The organism is Sphingomonas kyeonggiensis (assembly GCF_014196745.1).
In the GTDB taxonomy this organism is placed as follows: domain Bacteria; phylum Pseudomonadota; class Alphaproteobacteria; order Sphingomonadales; family Sphingomonadaceae; genus Sphingomonas; species Sphingomonas kyeonggiensis.
Genome location: NZ_JACIEH010000001.1, coordinates 1,741,196 through 1,765,359 on the forward strand (window position 1 = coordinate 1,741,196; position 24,164 = coordinate 1,765,359).

General features: G+C 67.5%; 12 protein-coding genes. 8 read left to right on the forward strand and 4 right to left on the reverse strand.

Annotated elements, in window-relative coordinates; all coding sequences use genetic code 11:
• The first annotated feature begins 130 nt into the window (after positions 1 to 130).
• Together GGR46_RS08260 and GGR46_RS08265 are read left to right on the forward strand one after the other, a co-directional pair.
• Positions 131 to 13,180 carry a hypothetical protein gene (locus tag GGR46_RS08260; RefSeq protein ID WP_183996290.1) on the forward strand — a complete coding sequence of 4,350 codons (13,050 nt, stop codon included), beginning with the start codon at positions 131 to 133 and terminating at the stop codon, positions 13,178 to 13,180.
• 206 nt (positions 13,181 to 13,386) lie between these two features.
• Positions 13,387 to 14,466: a sialidase family protein gene (locus GGR46_RS08265; protein WP_246425931.1), complete on the forward strand. Its 1,080-nt coding sequence runs from the start codon at positions 13,387 to 13,389 to the stop codon at positions 14,464 to 14,466.
• Between the two features lie 7 nt (positions 14,467 to 14,473).
• Here the strand turns inward: GGR46_RS08265 and GGR46_RS08270 are convergent, their stop codons facing one another.
• Both GGR46_RS08270 and GGR46_RS08275 read right to left on the reverse strand, forming a co-directional pair.
• Entirely contained in the window at positions 14,474 to 14,950 is a 477-nt protein-coding gene (locus tag GGR46_RS08270) for a YbaK/EbsC family protein (protein WP_183996292.1), read from the reverse strand.
• Between the two features lie 8 nt (positions 14,951 to 14,958).
• Complete coding sequence (locus GGR46_RS08275; RefSeq protein ID WP_183996889.1) at positions 14,959 to 16,524, reverse strand: MFS transporter; 1,566 nt, start codon at positions 16,522 to 16,524, stop codon at positions 14,959 to 14,961.
• 273 nt (positions 16,525 to 16,797) lie between these two features.
• Between GGR46_RS08275 and GGR46_RS08280 the strand changes: the two genes are divergently transcribed.
• Positions 16,798 to 17,073: a DUF6356 family protein gene (locus tag GGR46_RS08280; RefSeq protein WP_425506536.1), complete on the forward strand. Its 276-nt coding sequence runs from the start codon at positions 16,798 to 16,800 to the stop codon at positions 17,071 to 17,073.
• Between the two features lie 18 nt (positions 17,074 to 17,091).
• The gene (locus tag GGR46_RS08285) at positions 17,092 to 18,438 is read left to right on the forward strand and encodes an FAD/NAD(P)-binding protein (RefSeq protein ID WP_183996294.1); all 1,347 of its coding nucleotides are present in this window, start codon (positions 17,092 to 17,094) and stop codon (positions 18,436 to 18,438) included.
• A 37-nt stretch (positions 18,439 to 18,475) separates the two neighbouring features.
• On the opposite strand, the gene GGR46_RS08290 is transcribed toward GGR46_RS08285, so the two are convergent.
• Complete coding sequence (locus tag GGR46_RS08290) at positions 18,476 to 18,781, reverse strand: hypothetical protein (RefSeq protein ID WP_183996296.1); 306 nt, start codon at positions 18,779 to 18,781, stop codon at positions 18,476 to 18,478.
• Positions 18,782 to 18,986: 205 nt separating this feature from the next.
• Here GGR46_RS08290 and hppD point away from each other — a divergent pair, with 205 nt between their 5' ends.
• Positions 18,987 to 20,024, forward strand: coding sequence for a 4-hydroxyphenylpyruvate dioxygenase (gene hppD / locus GGR46_RS08295; RefSeq protein WP_183996298.1), 1,038 nt, complete (start codon positions 18,987 to 18,989; stop codon positions 20,022 to 20,024).
• 138 nt (positions 20,025 to 20,162) lie between these two features.
• Here the strand turns inward: hppD and GGR46_RS08300 are convergent, their stop codons facing one another.
• Positions 20,163 to 21,506, reverse strand: coding sequence for a dicarboxylate/amino acid:cation symporter (locus tag GGR46_RS08300; protein WP_183996300.1), 1,344 nt, complete (start codon positions 21,504 to 21,506; stop codon positions 20,163 to 20,165).
• A 160-nt stretch (positions 21,507 to 21,666) separates the two neighbouring features.
• On the opposite strand from GGR46_RS08300, the gene hmgA reads away from it, so the two are divergent.
• The 3 genes from hmgA (at position 21,667) to GGR46_RS08315 (ending at position 24,021) form a co-directional block, all read left to right on the forward strand.
• A complete protein-coding gene (hmgA, locus tag GGR46_RS08305; protein WP_183996302.1) occupies positions 21,667 to 22,944 on the forward strand; it encodes a homogentisate 1,2-dioxygenase in 1,278 nt (425 codons plus the stop codon).
• Positions 22,945 to 23,098: 154 nt separating this feature from the next.
• Positions 23,099 to 23,452, forward strand: coding sequence for a Rieske (2Fe-2S) protein (locus GGR46_RS08310; protein ID WP_183996304.1), 354 nt, complete (start codon positions 23,099 to 23,101; stop codon positions 23,450 to 23,452).
• 134 nt (positions 23,453 to 23,586) lie between these two features.
• Positions 23,587 to 24,021: a hypothetical protein gene (locus tag GGR46_RS08315; protein WP_183996306.1), complete on the forward strand. Its 435-nt coding sequence runs from the start codon at positions 23,587 to 23,589 to the stop codon at positions 24,019 to 24,021.
• Positions 24,022 to 24,164 lie beyond the last annotated feature (143 nt).

Consider the following 24,164-nt stretch of genomic DNA (forward strand, 5'->3'; position numbering starts at 1 on the left):
CGGTCCAAATCGGTGGGACGCACGTTCAACAGCAAAGCCCCCATTTGGGACTACGGGATTCCCCCATGTCCGCCGTGTGTCCCGTTGAGTCGTGGGGGCGCACGGTCATCTGGTTTCGGGGGTTTTCAGAATGATCGATCGTGGCAATGGCGCACGTGCGTCCAAGGCAGTTTCGGTGCGCGTGGACCGTGAGGCGCTGCTGCGCAAGGCACTGCTCGGCTCGACCGCGCTGATCGGCATCGGCCTGGTCGCCACGCCCGCGGCGGCGCAGACCACGATCGTCTCGCCTTCGGGCGGCGGCACCATCCAGCGCACCGGCGGCAGCAATCCCACGGTCAACAACCAGACCGGAAGCGGTGGCGGCGTCCTGATCACCAACGTCACCGGCGGCACCGGGCTTGAGACGAACGGCGTCACGATCGCCAACACCAACGGCACGCCGAATGCGAACGCGCTGGACGTCGAGGGCTCGACGAGCGGGCTCAACACGACCGGCATGGTCTTCGCCGGCACCAACAATATCAGCACGACGGCCAGCGGCGGCGCGGCCTTTTACCTGCAGACCAACGCCAATATGGGAATCACCTTCCTGTCCGGCGGGTCGACCTTCACCGGCAGCTATGGCCTGAACCTTTCCGCGCCCGCCGGCTATATCTCCCTCGAGTCGACCGGCTTCGACCAGTCGTTCGTCGGTAACGGCACCGCGGTCGCCGGCATCAACGCCATTTCGGGCGTCAACGCCGGCCTCCAGATCGGCGGATCGTCGATCACCGGCTTCGCCACCGGCGTCAACGCGCAGAATTACTACGGCACGTCCTTCACCTCGACCGGCGGCACGATCAACGCGACTGGGGTCGGCCTGCATTTCACCGCCACCGGCGGCGGCAGCACCGTCAATTCGCAGAGCGCGATCACCGCGCCGACGGGCATCCTTTCGACCGACACCACCGGCTCGACGATCACGACGAGCGGAAACGGCACGATCAACGCGGTGAGCGCCGGCAGCGGGACCGGCATCAGCGTCGGCAGCACCGGCAGCGGGGTGACCACCGTCACTGTGGGCGCGGCGATCGGCAACACCACCGCGTTCGGCACCGGCGTATCGCTGACGACCGGCAGCCCGTCCACCGCCACGCTGAACGTCACCACCACCGCGGCGATCAACGCGGCGACCTATGGCCTCTATCTCCAGGCATGGGCGCCCTCCGGCCGGGGCACGATCGACATCGGCGCGAACATTACCGCCGGCACCGCCATCTACAATTCGGGCGGCGTGTACGATTATATCATCCGCTCGGGCGCGACTGTCACGTCCACCGCTGCCAGCGCCCCCGCTTTGTCCTCCGGCAACAGCACCTCGACGCTCAACAATGCCGGCACGCTGCGCGCCACCGGGGCCGGCGCCGCCGGTTTCCAGGGCTTTGGCATCCAGACGATCACCAACAGCGGCACGATCGACGGTGCAGCCCAGGGCATCTTGATGGTCAACTCGACCACTATCAACAACACCGGCACGATCCAGGGCGGTACCGCCGCCGGCATCCAGGGCTCGATCGGGACGGTCAACAACACCGGCGCCGGCGCGCTGATCACCGGCAACACCGGCATCACTTCCACCACCAACCCGTTGACCGTCGTCAACAGCGGCACGGTGAACGGCGCGACCTGGGGCATCGTGTCCGGGGGCTCCCTCACCAGCATCACCTCCAGCGGCACGATCAGCGGCACCACCGGCGCGATCCAGCTGAACGCCACGGGCGCGCAGTCGGTCAACCTGCAGGCGGGCTCGACCACCACGGGCAACATCACCGCGACCAACAACGGCACCCGCACGATCGCTGTCGCGGGCACGCTGGCCGGCGGCTATGACGCAACGGGCGGCGCCAACACCGCGGTCGACAATTTCACGCTGAACGCGGGCGGCAGCGTGTCCGGCGCGATCGCACTGGGCGACGGCAATGACAGCTTCAGCTATCTGGGCGGTACGCTGGGCAGCACCGTCGATGGCGGCGCGGGCACCGACGGCTTCTTTGTCAACATGGGTTCGTCGACCAACGCCACGCTCGACCAGGCGAACTTCACCAATTTCGAGAACTTCTACCTTACCACCGGCAACCTGACCCTCACCGGCAGCCGTAGCGGCGGCGCGGGCTGGACCGTATCGGGCGGCAACGCGACGACGCTCTATCTCAACGGCGCGCTGACCAACATCTCTGGCGTCGGCGTCACGCTGACGACCCCCGACCTGATGTTCGTCCAGTCGGGCGCGCAGCTGAGCGCGACCGGCGACGTCATCTATTCGAGCGGCAACGGCAACAACATCCAGAACAGCGGCACGATCACCTCGGGCACCGGCGCATCCTCGGCTATCGCGATCGGCAGCGGCACGGTCGATAACTATGGCACGATCACCTATGCCGCCGGCGGCTCGATCACGACGCAGGGCAATGGCGTCCTCGCCAGCAGCGACCAGCTCAGCCTCACCAACCACACCGGCGCGACCCTGATCGGACGCTGGGACGGCGCGCGCGCCAACAATGGCGCCTATGTCACCAATGACGGCCTGATCCAGGGCGACCGCTTCGCCGGCGTCGAGATCACCGGCACCAGTATCGTCCAGAACAACGCCACCGGCCGTATCTATGGCGCGACCGGCGAAGGCTCGGGCCTGCTGATCAACAGCGGCGCCGTGCAACTCACCAATGCCGGCCAGATCGTCGGTGCGGGCCCCGCCGGCATCAACAATGTCGGCAGCGGCACGCTGAGCGTCAGCAATTCGGGCACGATCGGCAGCGGCACGCTCAACGGGTCGAACAATTTCGTGGCCGGCGGCGCCGGCTATGGTGTCTTCAGCGCCTCGCTCGCGCTCTATAATAGTGGCACGATCAGCGCGACGCTGGGCGGGGTCCGCACCACCAGCTCGATGACGCTGAACAATGTCGGCACCATCACCACGACCGGCAACGGCCATGGCGCGGTGGAGAGCGGGGCCGGCACCGCCACCATCCGCAACTCGGGCACGATCACCGCCGCGAACTATTCGGGCGTGCTGCTCCAGGCCGGCGGCACCCTTACCAATGCGGTCGGGGGCACGATCACCGGCGGCAACGATGCCTATTTCGGCGCCGGCGTGTTCACCCAGGGCTTCGGCACGATCAACAACTACGGCACGCTGACCAGCGGCAGCACCGGTGCCGGCATCGTGGTCAACGGCAATTCCCCGACGTCGATCAACCTGTACGCGGGTTCCTCCACCGGTTCGATCTCCGCCGGCGCCGGCGATGAGACGGTGTCGATCTACAACGGCCAGGTGAACGGCAGCGCGGCCACCCAGAGCATCACCGACCCGGTCAGCGGCGCGACCAGCGCGATGACGCTGCAGAATGCCGGCACGATCAATGCGGCGGTCTTCGGCGCGATCAGCCTGGGCAGCGGCAACGACACCGTGCAGCTGCGCGGCACCGGCAACGGCGTCACCGGCCAGACCGGCATCTTCTCGCTCGCCAACGCCACCGGCGTGGAAACGATCACGAAGCTCGACGGCGGCATCTGGGTGCTGACCGGCGCGGCCAACTCCGCGGCCAACGTCAACGTCAATGGCGGCACGCTGCAATTCCAGGGCACCAGCGGCCTCGGCACGATCAATGCGAATGGCGGAATCGTGCGCGCCAACGGCTCCGGTGCGTTCGGCAGCGCGGTCGTCCACCTGCTCTCGTCGAACGTCCAGTTCGCCGCATCCGGCGTCTATGCGAATAACTTCGTACTCGACGTTCCGGCGGTGCTGAACGGCCAGCCGGCCGTGTTCGAGAACCTGTTCGGCGGAAATGCCATCCTGAGCGGCAGCATCACCTCGGGCAGCGGCACCAACGCCGCCGGCCAGGCGATCGGCGCGTCGCAGGCGGTGACCTTCGCCGGCATCGGCGGCAGCCTGTTCAACCTCACCGGCACCGGCAACAGCTGGACCGGCATCACGACGATCAACTCGGGCGTGACCGTGCGTGGCTCGACCAGCGCGATCTCGGGCAGCAGCATCACCAACAACGGCACGCTCACCTATGTGCAGTCGGGCGCCAGCTCGATCGGTACGGTGATCTCGGGCACCGGCGCGCTGCGCGTGGAAGGCGGCCAGGTCACCCTGACCGGGTTCAATACCTATACCGGCGGCACGACGGTCGCGGGCGGCAGCCTCCAGGTGGGCAACGGCACCACCAGCGGGCGCATCACCGGCGCGATCACCGTCGATTCGGGCGGTACGCTCATCTTCAACCGCAACGACAATTACGACTTCACCAGCGCGATCAGCGGCGACGGCAACGTCCAGGCGCTCGGCACCGTCTCGCTGAGCGGCGCGATCACCACCACCGGCCTGTTCACCGTCGATTCCGCCACCGGCGGCCAGGTCACGCTCACCGGCGCGCGCAGCGGTGCGAATGCCTCCGGCGTGACGCTCGCCGGCAACAACAACATCCTGCGCGTCGGCCTGAGCGGCTCGGTCGCGGGCGGCCAGTATGTCGGCGTGCGCCTGGGCGGCGTGAACGACCGCGTCGACAATTTCGGCTCGATCACCAACACCGGCACCGGCGGCGACAATGGCTATGGCGCCGCGATTGCCGTGACCGCGACCAGCGGCACCTCGATCATCAATAACGGATCCGCGAGCAACTCGACCGCGACGATCAGCGGCCAGAATGCCGGCATCAACCATGTCGGCTCGGGCGGCGTCGTCGCCACCGGCCTGCTGACGGTCAACAATTACGGCCTGATCGCCGGCAATCTCTACAACGCGATCGAGAACCAGGGCGGCACGGGCGCGCTGACCGTCACCAACTATGGCAGCGGAAAGATCGTCGGCCAGGGCAATGCGGGCGGCGGCAACGGCATCGGCATGGGCGGCGCGGGCGCCCTCACCCTGACCAATGCCGGCCTGGTCGTCGGCCGTTCCAACGGCGTGGCGACCGGCGGCACGGCCAGCGTCACCAACAGCGGCACGATCGCGGCCGGCACGCTCTCGGGCGGCACCACAGGCACGCTCACCACCAGCGGTGACTACGGCATCCTGGCCTATGGCGGCACGATCACCAACCAGACGAACGGCCGCATCCTCGGCTTCAGCGCAGGTGCGTCGATGCTGGCGGACGTCGTCGTGAACAACAGCGGCCTGATCGCCTCAACGGCCTATAACGGCGCGACCGACAGCTATGGCGCCGGCTCGGCCACCGGCGCCGGCCTGCTGCTCACCTCGGGCAGCGTCGCCAACCAATATGGCGCGTCGATTCTCGGCGCGACCGGCATCAGCGCGACCGGCGCGCTGAGCCTGGGCAATTCCGGCCTGATCAGCGGCACCACCAATGCCGGCGTTGACCTGTCGGGCGCGAACAACGCGCTCTACAACAATGCCACGATCACCGGCGGCAACGATGCAGCGCTGGGCTATGGCGTGTATTTCGCCAGCACGGCCACGGGCAGCCTGACCAACCGGAACGGCGCGCTGGTCAGCGGCGGCACCGGCGGGGTCTATGCGGGCGCCACTGGCACCTATGTCGACAATACCGGCAGCATCGTCGGCATCAATACCGGCAGCAGCGGCGTCAACTTCCAGGGCGTCAACGCCATCGTCACCAACCAGGGCGACGGCTCGATCGTCGGCCAGGCCACGGGCGTCTCGTTCGCCAGCAACGGCAACGTCAACAACAGCGGCTTCATCGGCTCCGGCACGCTCTCGGGCGGCAATACCGGCAGCTTCACGGTCAACGCCAACGGCACGGCCGTCTCGCTGAACGGCGGCTATGTCAGCAATTATGCCGGCGCCACCATCACCGGTGGCCTCTACGGCATCACCTCCGGCGGCACGACCGCGGTGAACATCTCCAACTACGGCACGATCAACGCCACCACCGCCGCGATCAACCTGACCGGCACCGCCGACGACACGGTGACGCTGGGCACCAACTCCGTCACCAATGGCGCGATCCTGCTCGGCGCCGGCAGCGACACGCTTAACTGGTGGGGCGGCAGCTTCACCAGCATCGATGCCGGCGCCGGCAACGACACGTTCAGCGCCACCATCTACGCGCCCGCCACGCTCGACGTTTCCACCCTGTCGGGCTTCGAGGCGTATAATCTGAGCGGCGGCGAGACGCTGACGCTGAGCGGCACCCAGGCAGTGGCTGGCGGCGGCTGGAGCGTGAACGCCAGCGGCCTTGCGCTCGACGCGACTGCGTTCCTGCAGGTCAGCGATACGACCGGCGTCTCGCTGGTCAACAGCGGCGGCAGCCTGACCGTCGACCATGGAGCCAAGCTGATCGTCACCGACGGCATCGGCGTCTTCGCCAACACCGGCACCAGCGTGACCAATGCGGGCCTGATCAAGTCGACCGGCGGCTATGACGGCGTGATCACCAATGGCGGCACCGTCGACAACCAGGCCGGCGGCCGGATCATCGCCGCGGGCAACGGCGTCACGCTGCAGGCCTATGGCACCACCCTCACCAACGCGGGCGTCATCGCCGGCCAGGTCAATGGCGTGATGGGCAGCGACGACTATCAGACGCTGACCAACACGGGCGTCATCGTCGCGGGCACCGCCGGCGACAACGCCACCGCATATTGGCAGACCAATGCCAACCTCAACACCGGCGACGGCGTTCGCTTCACCGCAGGCGGCTCGGTCACCAACGTCGGTGGCTATGTCAACGGCAACACCACCGGCATCATCGTCGGCGGCGCCAATGGCGTGACCATCTCGGGCGGCGCGGTGACGATCGAGAACTCGGGCACGCTCCAGGGCAATAGCGGCTACGGCATCTCGATCGACACCGCCGGTGGCCAGACCTCGACGATCACCAATCACAATGGCGGCGCGCTCGTCGGCGGTACGGCCGCTGCGCTGCTCTCGGGTGACGGCACGGTCAACATGACCAACGAGTATGGCTCGTACATGTATGGCAGCATCGTCTCGACCGGCAACGGCACGCGCAACATCGACCTGTCGGGCGTTGTCTATGGCGATTACGACGCCACATCGGGCGACGGCGTCGACAATGTCATCTTCCGCGGCGGCACGATCACCGACGTGAACCTGGGTGGCGGCAATGACAGCTTCATCCAGTCCGGCGGCTCGATCGCCAATGTCGACCTGGGCGATGGCGACGACGTCTTCACCTATCTGGGCGGCACGATCTCCGGTATCGTCAACGGCGGCGCGGGCCATGACCGCCTGAACGCCGATCTCGGCGCCGGCACGACCTACAACGTCACCCTCGCCAACTTCATGAACTTCGAGGCGTTCGGCCTCGTCTCGGGCGACATGACCATCACCGGCGGAGTCGGCGCCAACAACGCCGCGGACATCTATGCCGGCAACGGCACCCCGGCGGGAACGGTGACCTTCACCGACACCGCCGACCTTACCGGCGACATCTTCGTCAACGGCGCGAAGATCCGCACCGAAACCGCAGGCGGCTTCGGCTCGGGCACGATCCACATGATCGACCCGACCGCGACCTTCGGTGCCACCGGCACCTATGCCAACAACATCTCGCTCGAGGTCGTCACGCCTTCGTCGGCGGATCCGTCCACGCTCAATGCTGACGACGGCGTCATCGCCACGCTGACCGGCGCGATCACCACCGGTACCGGCGTTGGCGTCGATCCCGACCAGGACGTCGTGATCGGTGGTCTGGGGACAATCGTCCTCACCAATGCCGCGAACGACTGGACCGGCACGACCACGATCAACTTCGGCGCCACCCTCCAGGGCGACAGCAACAGCATCTCGGGCTCGTCGATCGTCAACAACGGCGGCCTGGTCTATCAGCAGGCGACCAACGGCATCGTCGCGGCCGACATCACTGGCAGCGGCAACTTCACCAAGTCCGGCGCCGGCAACCTGCTCCTTACCGGAGCCAACAACTGGACCGGCAACACCACAATCACCGGCGGCAGCCTGGTCGGCACGACCGACAGCATCTCGGGCAGCAAGGTGATCCTGGGCGGCGGCAACCTGGTGCTCGACCAGGCGGCGAGCGGCACCTTCGCGAGCAATGTCAGTGGCACCGGCAATGTGTTCGTGAACGGCCTTGCTGCGGGTGAGGCCCTCACCTTCTCGGGCAACGCCACCCAGAATGGCAGCTTCGTCGTGCAGGACGGCTCGGCGGTCGCCTTCACCGGCACCGTCAACACCGGCGGCGCAAGCAGCGTCGTCCTGTCGGGTGCAGGTGCGAGCGTGACCAATTCGGGCCAAATCACCGGCAGCCGCGGTATCGACGCGACCGGCGCCGACGCCACGGTCATCAACCTTGCCGGCGGCACGATCGCCGGCACTGCGGGACCTGCCGTCGTATTCGCGCAGGGTGGCTCGGTCACCAACGCCGGGACGATCAACGGCGTCTCCATGGCGGGCGCCAATGGCAGCGTGACCAACACCGGCACGATCCAGATCAGCGGCGGCGCAGCACTCAACATCGCCACCGACAACTTCACCCTCAACAATTCGTCGCTGATCCAGGGCACCACCGGCGTCCAGATCACCAGCGCGACCAGCGCGTCGGTCATCAACAGCGGCACGATCACCGGCACCGGCATCGCCGTGCGGGCGAGCACTGCCGGCGCGACCGTCGACAATAGCGGCTCGATCCAAGGCACCAGCCTCGGCGTGTACCTGACCGGCGCCAATGCCGTGCTGACCAACCAGGCCAGCGGCTCGATCACCGGCGGCGTGGCCACCAGCGGCGGCGGCGTCATGCTGGTCAACAACGGCTCGATCGCCGGCAACAACGCGGTGGTGGTCAATGGCGGCGGCACCGTCGTCAATTCCGGCACGATCACCGGCGGCAGCACCGGCGCGGGCGTCTCGGTCGAAGGTCCGGCGACGATCACCAACCAGTCGGGCGGCACGATCACCGGCGGCGTCGCCGCGATCTTCGCCAGCGGAGCCGGACTGGTCACGATCAACCTGAACGCAGGCTCGACCACGACCGGCACGGTTGCCGCGGCCGGCACCGGCGACCGTGTGGTCAACATCCTCGGCACGCTCACCGGCGGCTATGATGGCGGCGACGGTCTCGACGCCATCACCCTCGGCACCGGCGCGACCGTGACCGGATCGCTTGACGGCGGCGCGGGCAACGACACGCTGGCGCTGGTCGGCAGCGGCTCGGCGACGCTGGGCACCGTGCTCAACATCGAGAGCGCGACCAAGTCCGGCACCGGCACCTGGACGATCGCCACCCCGAACAGCATCGGTTCGTGGACCGTTGCCAACGGCACGCTGCTGCTCACCGGCGGCGACGCGATCGCGAACACCGCTTCGGTGGCGATCACCGGCGGCACGCTGCAGCTCGCCGCTTCGGAAGCGATCGGCACCCTGTCGGGCACCGGTGCCGTTGCGCTCGGCACCAACACGCTGGGCCTGACCAGCGGCACCTCGACCTTTGGCGGCACGCTGACCGGCACCACCGGCAATCTGCTGATCGACGGCGCGAACCTGACCTTTGGCGGCACAGCGAGCTATACGGGGACGACCGAGGTCCGCTCGGGCAGCCTCACCCTGGCGACCGGCGCGAGCTTCGATCCGGCCTCGACGCTGCTGGTCGGTAGCGCGGGCACGCTCGACCTCGCCAATATCGGCATGACCGTCTCGCAGGCGAAGCTGCAGGGCGTGCTGAACGGTACGGGCACCCTCTCCGCCTCTCTGATCGAGCTCGCCGGCGCGACGGTGAACGCCAACCTGGCGGGTCCGGTGACCAACAGCGGCGGCATCTCGACGCTGAACGGCACGACCTCCGGCGCGACGGTCTCGGTATCCGGCGGCACGCTGCGCCTCGGCGCCAGCGATCGTATCGCGGACGCCACCAACCTGGGCGTGGCGCAGGGGGCGACCTTCGACCTGCAGGGCTATAACGAAAAGGTGGCGCTGGCGGTCATCGCCGGTACGCTGGCGGGCACCGGCACGCTCACCGCGACCGAATATGACCTGAGCGGCGGTACGGTGAACGCCAATCTCGGCGCCGGCACCGTCTATTCGACCGGCGCCAGCACGCTGAACGGCACCGCCGCCGGCAATGTCGTGGTCAATAGCGGCACGCTGAGCCTCGGCGCGGCGAACCGCCTGGCCGACACCGCACTGGTGCAGGTCGATAGCGGCGCGACGCTGAACCTCGGCGGCTCCAGCGACACGGTCGCCGGCCTCCTGCTCAACGGCACGCTGGCCGGGACGGGCACGCTGACCGCTTCCGAGTACGACCTGACCAACGCGACCGTGAACGCCAATCTCGGCACTGGCCTGGTCGTGCAGCTCGGCGGCACGTCGTTCCTGAACGGCACTGCGGCGGGCAATGCCTCGGTGAACGCCGGTACGCTGGTGCTGGGCGCAGCAAACCGCATCGCGGACACCGCCACGGTGGCAGTCGCATCGAACGCCACGTTCGACATCGGCACCTTTAGCGACACGATCGGCACGCTCGGCCTGAACGGCACGCTGGCCGGCACCGGCACGCTGACCGCCAGCCAGTATCAGCTGACCGGCGCAACGGTGAAGGCGAACCTGGGTGCGGGCACGCTGTTCCAGCTCGCCGGCACGTCCACGCTGATCGGCACCTCCGCGGCGAATGTCGTGGTCCAGGGCGGCACGCTCCAGCTCGGCGGCGCGGATCGCATCGCCGACACCGCCGAAGTGCTGGTGGCCGGCGGCGCCACGCTCAATATCGGTGCATTCAACGACACGGTGGGCCTGCTCGGCCTGAACGGCACGTTGGCCGGCACAGGCACGCTGACCGCGAGCCAGTATCAGCTCAACGGTGCGACGGTGAATGCGAACCTGGGCGCGGGCAATGTGTTCAACCTGGGCGGCACCTCGACGCTGAACGGTACTGCGGCGGGCAATGTCTCGGTCCAGGCCGGCACGCTGGCGCTCGGCGCGGCGAACCGGATCGCCGATACCGCGACGCTCGACGTCGGCGTCGGCGCGACGTTCGACCTCGGCACGTTCAACGAGACGGTGGGTATGGCCGGTATCGCCGGCACCCTGGCCGGCACCGGCACGCTGACGGCCAGCCAGGTCCAGCTGAGCGGTGCGACGGTGAACGCCAACCTGGCCTCCGGCACGCTGTTCAACACCGGTTCGGTCTCGACGCTGAACGGCACCTCGACGGCGAACACCGTCATCGTCCAGGCTGGCACGCTCCGTCTCGGCGCGAACGAGCGCCTGGCCAATGGCGCGACGGTGGCGATCAACACCAACGCGACCTTCGACCTGGCCGGCTACACCGAAACGGTGGGCGGCCTGTCGAACGGCGCCGGTGGCGGCGGCACGCTGGCGCTGGGCGCGGGCAAGCTGATCGTCTCTGGCACGGGCAATTCGGGCTTCTCGGGCAGCATCACCGGCGCGGGCACGCTGGAGAAGCAGGGCATCGGCACGCTGACGCTGGCCGGCACCTTCGCCAATACGGGTCGCTTCGACGTGACCGCGGGCACCCTCGCCTTCTCGGGCTCCACCCAGGGCGGCATCCGCGTCCAGGGCGGCACGCTGATCGGCTCGGGCACGCTGGCGGGCGCGCTGACGGTCAGCTCGGGCACCTTCTCGCCGGGCGGCCTCGCCACCGGCACGTTCGGCGCGGTCAACCCGATCGGGTCGTTCACCACGGGCAGCCTGGTGGCCAGCGGCGGCACGCTGCTCTTCGACTTCGGCGGCACGAGCCTGAACTTCGCGTCGGACAGCATCAAGGTGAACGGCACCGCCACGCTCACCGGCGGCACGGTGCAGGTCAACGCGCTGACCGCGGCGGCGAGCGACTATCGCTTCAACCAGCTCTACACGATCGTCCAGGCGAACGCCCTCACCGGCACCTTCGCCAATGGCAGCGTGTTCGCCACGGTGGCGAGCAACCCGAACCTGAAGTGGCGCCTGCGCTACGATCTGGTCGCCAACGCCGTCGTCCTCCAGGTCCAGAAGAACATGGAGTTCAACGACGGCGTCGCAGCGGGAGACACCAACACGCTCGCCGTCGCCAATGCGCTCAGCAACTCGACCACCGGCAACGCCTCGGACCAGTGGGCGGCGACGCTCAACTCGATCACCTCGCTCAGCACCGGCCAGCGGGTCGCCGCATTCAAGAGCTTCAGCGGCGAAATCCTCGCCGATGTCTCGACCGCGACCATCTCGGCCAACAACCTGTTCACCAACCTGCTCCGCGAGCGCGTGGGTGACGGCAGCGATGCGCTGATCGGCGGCGGGTTCGCCGGGTCGAGCCTGGCGGATGTCCGCACCACCACCACCGCCGGCAACGGCTTCGCCAGCGCGCTCTCCGGCGCGACGCTGCCGGGCGCCGACAATGGCGAAGCGGGCAATGGCGGCATCTGGGGCCAGGTTTATGGCGGCTATCAGAAGCTGCTCGGCGACGGCGTGCATGCCGGCCTCGAAACCACCACGGCGGGCGTCGCCATGGGCGTGGAGACCCGGATGGACGGCTTCACCGCAGGCATCGCCGGCGGCGTCGCCCAGATCGATGCGGACATGAACAGCCGCTACGCCACGGTGAGCGGCAACCAGTATCAGCTGGGCGGCTATCTGAGCTACGATGCGGGCGGCGCCTTCATCGCCGCTTCGGGCAGCTGGTATTCGAGCGACCTGAACAGCAAGCGCACCCTGGTCATCGGCACCAGCACCTCGCTCGCCACCGGCGACATCCATTCGACCGGCTATTCGGTGGGCGTGTCGGGCGGCTTCCGCACCGAGCTGGGCAACGGCCTTCGCCTCGCCCTGATCGGCAACGCCAGCAAGGTCCGCGACCAGCGCGACGGCTTCACCGAGAATGCCACCGGCGGCCTGGGCCTGCAGATGGCCTCGGCCAACCGCGACCTGTTCACCGCCGGTGCGGAGCTCCGCCTCGGTGCCAAGGTGAAGACCGGCGCAGGCACGGCGATGCCGTGGGTCAGCATGGGCGTTCGCTACAATTCGGGCGATCGCGACACGGTGGGCAATGTCCGCTTCTCGGGCGCGCCGACCGGCACCGGCAGCTTCGGCGTGACCGGCGTGCGGATCGCACCGGTGCTCGGCACGCTGGGCGTGGGCATCGATGCCCGGGCAAGCAAGAATGTCCGCCTGGGCGTCGCGCTCGAAGGCTCGGCCGGCGAGAACACTCGCGAGGGCCGCGCCTCGGTCCGGGTGAAGATCGGCTTCTGACCGCAGCCGGAGCCACGGTACGGACGGACCGGAATCCCGCACCGTACCGGACACCGCTGCTGGCCCCACCTTGGGGGGGCCGAGAGCCCGCGCAGGCGACTGCGCGGGCTCTCTTGTCATCTGCCGCCTGGCCCGAAACGGCTTGCGCGGCGCGGCCGGGCCATGTTCAACACGCCTCCCCTCGCTCGCACAAAGGCAGTCTCCCGATGCTCCGCACCCTGATGCTCGCCCTGGCCCTCCCGATCGCGGCGGCGCCCTGGGCTGCGCCGCTATCCGCCGCGCCGGAGCAGGACGCGGTGCTGCTCCGCGAGTTCATCTATGAAAGCGCGCCCTATCCCCAGAGCCACGCCTCGACGATCGTCCAGACCCGCGACGGTACGCTGGCGGCAGCCTGGTTCGGCGGCACGCACGAGCGCAATCCGGATGTCGAGATCTGGTTCGCCCGGCGCGGTCCGAAGGGCTGGGAGACGCCAAAGTCAGTCGCCAACGGCATCCAGCCGGACGGCACCCGCCAGCCGACCTGGAACCCAGTGCTGTTCCAGGACCCCGCCGGGCCGCTGCATCTCTACTACAAGGTCGGCCCGAGCCCGCAGACCTGGTGGGGCATGGCGATCACCTCCACCGATGGCGGCCGCAGCTGGAGCAAGCCGCAGCGCCTGCCCGACGGCATTCTCGGTCCGATCAAGAACAAGCCGGTGGCGCTGCAGAGCGGCGCCTGGCTCTCACCCTCGAGCACCGAGGATCTGCGCGAAGGCTGGAAACTGCATTTCGAGCGCAGCGAGGATGCCGGCAGAAGCTGGACGTCGACCGCGCCGCTGCCCTTCGATACCGAAGCGCGCTTCGATGCGATCCAGCCGAGCATATTGTTCCTGCCCGGCGGCAAGCTGGAGGCGATCGCCCGCAGCCGCCAGGGCGCGCTGGTCGCGACCCAGTCCGCCGATGACGGCAGGAGCTGGGGCAAGCTGTTCGCGGTCGACCTGCCCAACCCCAATTCGGGCACCGACGCGGTGACGCTGAAGGACGGGCGTCAGCTGATCGTCTACAACCATTCGGCGCAGGAGGCCGAGAGCCCCGGCAAGGGCAAGCGCTACCCGCTCAACATCGCGATCTCGCGCGACGGGGTGCATTGGCACCCGGCGCTGACGCTGGAGAGCGAGCCCCTGCCCGACGGCTATGCCTATCCGGCGGTGATCCAGTCGGCGGACGGGCTGGTGCACATCACCTATACCTGGAACCGCCGGCGGATCCGCTATGTCGTGGTCGATCCGGCCCGCCTGGCGGGATAGGCGCCGCTCAGGAAACGCCCTCGGGCAGCTTGCAGACGTCGACCCAGCGCTGCGACACGAGCCCGGCGAGGCGCTCGGGCTCGACCTCCAGCGATGCGGTGCGCGATCCCGCCGCCGGGAACACCGTGGCGAAATCGCGGATCGACACGTCGCAATAGACCGGCAGCGGCGTCGCCAGTCCGAAGGGGCAGACGCCGCCCACCGGGTGCCCGGTCAGTGCCTCCGCCTCCTCGGCGCCGAGCATCGAGGCCCGGCCGCCGAACGCCGCCTTGGCCTTGCTGTTGTCGAGCCGGGCGTCACCGCGGGCGACGACGAGCAGCACGCCCTCGCCCACCCGCAATGCCAGGGTCTTGGCGATCCGCCCGGGCTCGACCCCAAGCGTCGCCGCCGCTTCCGCCACTGTCGCGGTGCTTGCCGATTGTTCGATCAGGCCAAGATCGGGAGCCTGTTCGGCAAGCCACGCGCGCACGGTTTCGACGGTCATGCCGGTTTCTAGTCCTCGATCTTCTTCCGGAATGTTTCCGGGAGCAGCAACAGGCCGAGGATGAAGGTGCAGGCAGCGGCCACCACCGGATACCAGAGGCCGTAATAGATATCCCCCGTCGCCGCGACCATTGCGAAGGCGGTCGCCGGCAGGAAGCCACCGAACCAGCCATTGCCCAGGTGATAGGGCAGCGACATCGAGGTGTAGCGGATCCGGCTCGGGAACAGCTCGACGAGCATGCCGGCGATCGGGCCATAGACCATGGTCACCAGCAGGACGAGCGCGAACAGGATCGCGACCACCAGCGGCTTGTTGATGCGAGCATCCTCGGCCTTGGCGGGGTAACCGGCTTCGGTAAGGGCAGCGCCCAGGCGCTTCGAATAGCCGGATAGCTCGCCAACTTCGACCTTCTGCGTGCCGATGCTGACTTCGCCATTGCCATTCGGCTGGCTCGCATAGGGAACACCCGCCTTGGCCAGCGTCGACTTGGCGACGTCGCAGCCGGTCCTGTCGAACTTGTTCTTGCCGATCGGATCGAACTGGACCGAGCAGGTCGCCGGATCGGCATAGACGGTCACCGGCGCCTTCGCCTGCGCCTCCGCCAGCGCGGGGTTCGCCGCCTGGGTCAGCGCATGGAACAGCGGGAAATAGGTGATCGAAGCGAGCAGGCAGCCCGCCAGGATGATCGGCTTGCGCCCGATCCTGTCACTCAGCCAGCCGAAGAACACGAAGAACGGCGTGCCCAGCGCCAGCGCGATGGCGATCAGCACGTTCGCCGTCATCCCGTCGACCTTGAGCGTTTTCTCGAGGAAGAACAGCGCGTAGAACTGCCCGGTGTACCAGACCACCGCCTGGCCGACGACCGCGCCGAACAGCGCGATCAGCACGATGCGGAGGTTGCCCCAGCGCAGGAACGCCTCGGTCAGCGGCGCCTTGGATACGTTGCCGGTGGCCTTCATCCGCGCATAGACCGGGCTCTCGTTGAGCTGCAGCCGCACCCAGAGCGACACGCCGAGCAGCAGCACCGAGGCGAGGAACGGCACGCGCCAGCCCCAGCTCGCGAACGCCGCCTCGCCCAGCCACGAACGGGTGCCGATCACCACCAGCAGCGAGGCGAACAGGCCCAGCGTCGCGGTGGTCTGGATCCAGCTCGTGTAGAGGCCGCGCTTGTGGTTGGGCGCATGCTCGGCGACATAGGTGGCGGCACCGCCATATTGCCCGCCCAGCGCCAGGCCCTGCAGCACGCGCAAGGTCACCAGCAGGATCGGCGCAAGCACGCCGGCGGTGGCGAAATTGGGCAGCAGGCCGACCGCGAAGGTCGATCCGCCCATGATCCCCATGGTGACGAGGAAGGTGTTCTTGCGCCCGACCAGGTCGCCGATCCGCCCGAACACCAGCGCGCCGAACGGCCGCACCGCGAAACCGGCGGCGAAGGCGGCGAGCGCGAAGATGAAGGCGGTGGTGTCGTTCACCCCGGCGAAGAACTGGGCGGAGATCGTCGTCGCCAACAGCCCGTAGAGGTAGAAATCATACCATTCGAACACGGTGCCGAGCGACGATGCCGCGATCACCATCTTCTCGTTCTTGGTGGCTACATGATGATCGCCCTCGGGCGCCGACGGGGTGTCGGACGTCAGATCCTGGCTCAAGCTATCTTCCCCTTATATTGTTAGCGCTAACCAACCACAGTCCTGCCATGGTTGGAACCCCCGTCGCTAGTGCGCGCTCTTCGGCACGCCTCACGGGCAGGTTCGGCGATTTCTGCGGCACATTGCAAGCCAAATGCGGGCAAAGCCCAGCTTGGGCGATCAAAAGCTCTACTTCACATGGCCGCCCGGGGCGGGTACATGGCGGCCATGTTCGAGCGCTTCTTCCTCTCCCACCCGCGCGCCGTCGGCGAGTCCTATGGCGAGCATGCTGCAACGGCCGCGCGATTCGGCTTCACGATGATCATCGGCGGCGCCGCCTGTGTCGTCCATGCGATCTTCCCGGCATTGTTCGTCCGCACGGCGAGCGACGCAGTGAAGCGCCTCTATGCGCAGATGATGGCACGCCAGCCGGGCATGAACGCCAAGCCGCTCGCGCACCAGCAGCCCGAGTGGCAGATCGAATACGAAATCTGAGCGGGGGGACCGCCTAAAATGATCGAGCACGTCGCCATCATCGGCGCGGGCTTTTCGGGCACGCTGCAGGCGATCAACCTGCTCCGCCACGAAGGCCCCCGCGCCACCCTGATCGAGCGCGCACCGGTGGCCGGCCTCGGCCTCGCCTATGGCGCCGCGCATCCGAGCCATGTGCTCAACGTCCGCGCCGCGAACATGAGCGCCTTTCCGGACGATCCTTCGCATTTCGTCCGCTGGCTCGAGGGGCGCGGCGTCGAGAATGCGGCGACTGCCTTCATTCCCCGCGTGACCTATGGCGAATATCTGCGCGAGCTGCTCGATGCCGCGCTGCTCGATCACCCGGACCGGCTCACGCTGGTGCGCGACGAGGTCGAGGATCTCGAATTCGCCGACGGCGTGACGGTGCGCCTCAAGGGCCGCACGATCGAGGCGGATGCCGCGGTGCTCGCGGTCGGCAATCTGCCCCCGCACGATCCGCCCGGCCTCGATCCCGACAAGCTCTCGGCCGAGCGCTACAAGGGCGATCCCTGGGCCGCGAGCGTGCCCGAGGGTCTGGGTCCCGACGACACGGTGCTGGTGATCGGCACCGGCCTGACCATGATCGACGTGGTGCTGCTGCTCGATGCGCGCGGCTTCAAGGGCAAGATCATCGCCCTTTCCCGTCGCGGCCTGCTGCCGCGCAGCCATGCGCCGGGCAGCGACTGGAAGAAGCTGGCCGAGCGCCCCGCCACCACCGCGTCGAAGCTGCTCCAGTCGCTCCGCGCCCGCGGCGAGGAGATCGGCTGGCGCAATGCGGTCGACGAGCTGCGCCCCTTCACCCAGGCGATGTGGGGCAATGCCAGCGAGGCCGAGCGCGGCCGCTTCCTGCGCCATCTCCGCCCCTGGTGGGACGTCCATCGCCACCGCCTCGCCCCCGAAGTCTATGCCCGGCTGATGGCGGTGATCGAGCGCGGCCAGCTCGAAGTGATCGCCGGCAAGACGCTCGGCTTCGCGGAGAAGCCCGAGGGCATCGAGGTCACGCTGCGCCGTCGCGGCGCCAATGCGACCGAGACCCTGTGTGTCCAGCGCATCGTCAACTGCACCGGCCCGCTCGGCGACCTCAACCGCACCGATGAGCCGCTGCTCCAGAAGCTGGCGGCGCGCGGGGTGATCCGCCCGGATGCGGCGCATCTCGGCATCGATGTCGACAACCAGGGCCAGACGATCAACGCGAAGGGGCGGCCCAACGGCAATCTCTACGCGCTCGGGCCGATGACCCGCGGCGCCTTCTGGGAGATCGTCGCGGTGCCCGACATCCGCACCCAGACCTGGAGCGTCGCGCGCCGGCTGTCCAACGCGCACTGGGTCGGCGGCGAGGGGCTGTAGCCGCGCTCGCGGATACCGCCCGCTCGCCGATACTGCCTTAGTCCAGTGTGATCAGGAACTTGATCGTCTCATCGTTGGGCACTTGCACGGTGTACATGATGTCGCTGCCGCCCGATGCGTAGACCGACGCATTGTTGGGCATCGTGTACCAGCTGCCGCCATTGTTCAGCGAAAGCTGGACATAGGGAAGATTGGCACCCGGCGCCTCGACATAGAAATAGCCGCTCGCCGAATTGACCACGCCGTTGAGGCTGCCGTTGACGTCCGGCCCGATCTGGAACTGCCAGCTGACATCCAGGTTGGCGACTTCCTGGAATCCTGCCTCGGTTGCTTCCGTAACCATCACGATCTCCCGCTCTTTGACCGCGCATCGTCGCGCCGGACAAATCTAGCATCCGGGCGAAGCCGCCCGCCGGGAGTCTCGTCGCAATCGGAGGATATCCTGCGGCGGAGCAACCATTCCGGATCAGCTTCTCCGGAGTTAGTATCAATTGACACTAACTCGACTTGGGGTTAGCCCGCGCCCCATCATTCTGGAGCGTGTACCCATGATCGATCCTGCAAATCCGCTCGGCCTCAACGGTTTCGAATTCGTCGAATTCACCTCGCCCGATCCCGAGGCGATGGGGAAGCAGTTCGAGCAGCTCGGCTTCGTGCCGACCCACCGGCACCCGAGCAAGAACATCACCCGCTACAAGCAGGGCCGCATCAACCTGATGCTCAACCGCGACGAGGCCGGCCGCGTGGCGGCGTTCCGCGGCGAGCATGGCCCCTCGGCCAGCGCGATGGCCTTCCGTGTCGCCGATCCGGCCAAGGCGATGGAATGGGCGCTCGAGCACGGCGCCAAGCCGACCGAGGAGGACGACACCGTCATCCAGGGTATCGGCGGCTCGTACCTCTATTTCATCCAGGACGGCACCGATCTCTATGCCGACTGGGCCGCGTTCGACGGCTGGGAAGCCGCCGAGGCCGAGAACAATGTCGGGCTCGACCTGCTCGACCACCTCACCCACAATGTCCGCCGCGGCCAGATGCGGGTGTGGTCGGAGTTCTACAAGACGCTCTTCGCCTTCGAGGAGCAGAAGTATTTCGACATCAAGGGTCAGGCCACCGGTCTGTTCAGCCAGGCGATGATCGCGCCGGACAAGGCGATCCGCATCCCCCTGAACGAGAGCCAGGACGACAAGAGCCAGATCGAGGAGTTCATCCGCGAGTATAAGGGCGAAGGTATCCAGCACCTCGCCCTCACCACGCCGGACATCTTCGACACGGTCGAGCGGCTGCGTGCGCGCGGCGTGAAGCTGCAGGACACGATCGAGACCTATTACGAGCTGGTCGACAAGCGCGTCCCCGGGCACGGCGAGGACCTCGAGCGCCTGCGCAGGAACCGCATCCTGATCGACGGCAATGTCGGCGACGAGGGCATCCTGCTCCAGATCTTCACCGAGAACATGTTCGGCCCGATCTTCTTCGAGATCATCCAGCGCAAGGGCAATGAAGGCTTCGGCAACGGCAACTTCCAGGCGCTGTTCGAGAGCATCGAGCTGGACCAGATCCGTCGCGGCGTGATCAAGGTCGACGCTTAACCCCCTTTTAAACACGATCCCGGCACAGGGGCCGGGATCGGATTTGCCGGGCACGCGTTGAGGCCCCGGAAAGTTTGGAGAGGAAGCCGGGGGAGCGCTGCCAGTTGCGTAGCGTGGCGCTCCACCCGGCCACCAACCTCATGCCAGCGCGAGTTCGCCGCGCGCCTCACCCGCCCCTTCCCGGAAGCGCGTCTCGTCGAGCAGGCCCTCGCGCTTGGCGACGATCACCGGCACCAGCATCTGCCCCGCCACATTGGTCGCGGTCCGCCCCATGTCGAGGATCGGGTCGATCGCCAGCAGCAGCCCCACGCCGTCCAGCGGCAGGCCCAAAGTCGAGAGGGTGAGCGTCAGCATCACCGTCGCGCCGGTCAGGCCCGCGGTGGCGGCCGATCCCAGCACCGAGACGAAGGCGATCAGCGCATAATGCTCGAGCCCGAGCGGGATGCCGTAGAATTGTGCGACAAAGATCGCCGAGATCGCCGGATAGATCGCCGCGCAGCCGTCCATCTTGGTCGTCGCGCCCAGCGGCACCGCGAAAGCGGCATAGGCGCGCGGCACGCCCAGCGCGCGCTCGGTCACGTCCTCGGTCACCGGCAGCGTGCCCACCGAGGAGCGCGAGACGAAGCCCAGCTGGATCGCCGGCCATGCCGAGGCGAAGAAACGCAACGGGCTCAGCCCGTGCGCCGCGAGCAGCAGCGGATAGACGACCAGCAGCACCAGCCCCAGGCCGATATAGACCGCGCCCGCATAGGTACCGAGCGCCGCCAGCGACTCCCAGCCATAGCGGACCACCGCATCGCCGATCAGCGCGGCGGTGCCGATCGGGGTCAGGCGGATCACCCAGCGCAGCAGCAGCCGGAAGACCGTGAGCGCCGAGGCGTTGAAGTCCAGGAAACGGTGCCCCGCCTCGCCCGCCTTCACCGCCGCCGCGCCGATCGCCACCGCCAGCACGATGATCTGGAGGACGTTGAACGAAAGCCCGGTGGTCGCGCTGCCATCGCTGAGCTTGGTCGAGGCCGCGATGCCGAGGAAGTTCGTCGGCACCAGACCCTTCAGAAAATCGAGCCAGCTACCGGTGCTCGAAGGCGCCGAAGCGGTGGCCGCAGCCACCGCGCTATGATGGCCGGGCTGGAGCACCAGCCCCAGCGTGATACCGATCCCTACCGCGATAGCCGCGGTGATCGCGAACCATAGCAGCGTCTGTGCCACCAGCCGCGCGGCGTTGTTGAGGTCACGCAACGCCGCGATCGAGGCGACGATCGCGGTGAACACCAGCGGCGGCACCAGCACCTTGAGCAATTGCACGAAGATCTGCCCGATCGTCTGCAGCGCCTGGGCGAGCCCGTTCGCCGTCTCGCCATCGCTACCGATCGCCCGCGCGGCGAGCCCCAGCGCCAGCCCGGCGGCCATGCCGATCGCGACCTGCACGCCGAAGCCAGGTAGCTGGAACCGCCGCGGTGCAGCAGCGCTGGTGGTGGCCATTGGTTACGACTCCGAATTAAACCCACTAAAGAAGTAGGAATTACCCGGGTACGGCCCAAGAAAGTTTAGGTTCGTGCCCGTAAAGCTGCCCGCGCGACAGATAGTATCATTTGACACTTTATGTGCGGCACCGCAGAGAGACGGGCATAGAGAGGATGCGATGACCGACTATTTCCCCGGCTTCGGCAATCATGTTTCCACCGAGGCCGTGCCCGGCGCGCTGCCCGTCGGTCGCAACTCGCCCCAGAAGCCCGCCTTCGGCCTCTATGCCGAACAGCTCTCCGGCACCGCCTTCACCGCGCCGCGCCACGAGAACCGCCGCTCCTGGCTCTATCGCCTGCGCCCCACCGCCGAGCACCCGCCCTTCAGGCGCTACGAAGGCGCAGCGAACTTCGCCCCCGGCACAGTCAACGATCCCCTGCCCCCCAATCGCCTGCGCTGGAACCCCGTGGAAGCGCCTGCCCCGGGCACCGACCTGGTCGACGGCATGACCACCATGCTCGCCAACCGCGACCCTGCGGACCTGGAGGGCGTGGCGGTGCACGTCTATGCCGCCAACAAGGACATGGAGACCCGTGTCTTCTTCGATGCGGACGGCGAGCTGCTCTTCATTCCCCAGGCCGGCCGGCTGACCCTGCTCACCGAGCTGGGCAGGATCGACATCGCCCCCGGCCAGATCGCGCTCGTGCCCCGAGGCGTCCGCTTCCGCGCGCTGCTGCCGGATGGCGAGGCGCGCGGCTATGTCGCGGAAAATCACGGCGCGCTGTTCCGCCTCCCCGATCTCGGCCCGATCGGCGCCAACGGCCTCGCCAATCCGCGCGACTTCGAGACGCCCGCCGCCTGGTTCGAGGATCGCGACGAGCCCTTCGAGGTGATCCAGAAGCATCTGGGTTCGCTATGGACCACCACCTTGCCCCACAGCCCGCTCGACGTGGTCGCGTGGCACGGCAATCTCGCGCCCTGGCGCTACGATCTCGCCCGGTTCAACACGATGAACACGGTGAGCTTCGACCACCCCGATCCCTCGATCTTCACGGTGCTGACCTCGCCGTCTGACGTCCCCGGCCGCGCCAATGCCGACTTCGTGATCTTCCCGCCGCGCTGGATGGTCGCCGAGGATACGTTCCGTCCGCCCTGGTTCCACCGCAACATCATGTCCGAGGCAATGGGCCTGATCACCGGCGCCTATGACGCGAAGGCCGAAGGCTTCGCCCCCGGCGGCCTGTCGCTGCACAATCTGATGGCCGGCCACGGCCCCGACGTGACCAGCTGGCAGGGCGCGACCAACGCCGATCTCAAGCCGCACAAGATCGCGGGCACGATGGCGTTCATGGTCGAGACCTGCTGGCCGTACAAACCGACCCGCCACGCCCTCGACCGCGCCCAGCCCGATTACGACGCGGCCTGGGAAGGCTTTCCGAAGGCGCAGTTGCCATGAAATTCCTCCCCGAGCTCGTCTCGGGGAGGGGGACCGCTCGCGAAGCGAGTGGTGGAGGGGCCGCCGCAAACGCGGCGGTGCCCGCCGCGCCCCTCCACCACCGCCTTCGGCGGCGGTCCCCCTCCCCCAGCAAGCTGGGGGAGGTATTTTGACTATGGAACGCCTCACCGAAACCCCACCCAACGTCACCCTCGGCCCGCTCGATCTCATCCCCGACGGCAAGGCCCGCAACTTCGTGCTCGAGATGCGCGCCGGCCGCTTCCACGGCTTCGTCGTCCGCCAGGGAGAGACCGTACACGGCTATCTCGATCTCTGCGCGCATATGGCGCTGCCGTTGTCGAACAAGCTCGACGACTATCTCACGCCCGATGGCAGCCACATCCAGTGCAGCTGGCACGGCGCGCTCTACCGGATCGCGGACGGCGTCTGCGTCGGCGGCCCCTGCACCGGTGCGAAACTGCGCCTCTGGCCAGTCGTGGTGCGCGACAGGATGATCATCACTGCCTGAATAGCGCCATATCCGGTTCGGACCAAGTTGTCCGGCAAGTCATTCCGCTTTTTATTGACCGACTCGTCTTGAACGCGCCCAATGCTCCCCGGCGAATATCGCTCACGATACTTGCCATTCCACAGGAGCGAACCATGGCCGACCTTACCAAGTTCGTGAACCCTGCGCTCAAGCAGGGCGAGACCTACGACGTCTATCTCAACCGATTCCCGCAGATCGGCTCGGGCAACGTCAAGGCTCTCCAGCCGCTGCAGGCCGATCTCTATGTCGATGCCAAGATCCTCGGCAATGCGATCAAGGGCGACATCCTCATCCGCATGCCCGATCTGGCGCCGTCGGGCACCTGCAAGATCAGCTTCCTGGGCGGTCCGTTGCTCGACGCGCCCTACACCACCAAGGACGGCAAACTGTCGATCAAGGCGCTGGGCCGCACGGTCAGCCTGTCGGGCGGCGACAAGCAATGGAGCTGGATCGAGGTGAGCGGCGTTCCCGCCTCGATCGGCATCTGGCCGACCAGTCATGCGCTGCGGGAAGAGGACGAAATGGATCTCGCCGGCGCCGACGCCTGATTTCTCCCCCGGTTCCCCCGGCATGAGGTCGCGCCGGGGGAATTTCCCAACCCCTTCTCTCTCCCCTTGCCGCCCCGCGTGAAATCGGGGAAAAGGCAGGAAAATAGGTCAGCACTGCTGACGCGCATACCTGGAGAGAGGCC

Excerpts from the sequence above, each read along its gene's own strand:
- GGR46_RS08260 (WP_183996290.1), top strand. The coding sequence starts at position 131 with ATGATCGATCGTGGCAATGGCGCACGTGCGTCCAAGGCAGTTTCGGTG.
- GGR46_RS08265 (WP_246425931.1), top strand. The coding sequence starts at position 13,387 with ATGCTCCGCACCCTGATGCTCGCCCTGGCCCTCCCGATCGCGGCGGCG.
- GGR46_RS08270 (WP_183996292.1), bottom strand. The coding sequence starts at position 14,950 with ATGACCGTCGAAACCGTGCGCGCGTGGCTTGCCGAACAGGCTCCCGAT.
- GGR46_RS08275 (WP_183996889.1), bottom strand. The coding sequence starts at position 16,524 with ATGGTGATCGCGGCATCGTCGCTCGGCACCGTGTTCGAATGGTATGAT.
- GGR46_RS08280 (WP_425506536.1), top strand. The coding sequence starts at position 16,798 with ATGGCGGCCATGTTCGAGCGCTTCTTCCTCTCCCACCCGCGCGCCGTC.
- GGR46_RS08285 (WP_183996294.1), top strand. The coding sequence starts at position 17,092 with ATGATCGAGCACGTCGCCATCATCGGCGCGGGCTTTTCGGGCACGCTG.
- GGR46_RS08290 (WP_183996296.1), bottom strand. The coding sequence starts at position 18,781 with ATGGTTACGGAAGCAACCGAGGCAGGATTCCAGGAAGTCGCCAACCTG.
- hppD (WP_183996298.1), top strand. The coding sequence starts at position 18,987 with ATGATCGATCCTGCAAATCCGCTCGGCCTCAACGGTTTCGAATTCGTC.
- GGR46_RS08300 (WP_183996300.1), bottom strand. The coding sequence starts at position 21,506 with ATGGCCACCACCAGCGCTGCTGCACCGCGGCGGTTCCAGCTACCTGGC.
- hmgA (WP_183996302.1), top strand. The coding sequence starts at position 21,667 with ATGACCGACTATTTCCCCGGCTTCGGCAATCATGTTTCCACCGAGGCC.
- GGR46_RS08310 (WP_183996304.1), top strand. The coding sequence starts at position 23,099 with ATGGAACGCCTCACCGAAACCCCACCCAACGTCACCCTCGGCCCGCTC.
- GGR46_RS08315 (WP_183996306.1), top strand. The coding sequence starts at position 23,587 with ATGGCCGACCTTACCAAGTTCGTGAACCCTGCGCTCAAGCAGGGCGAG.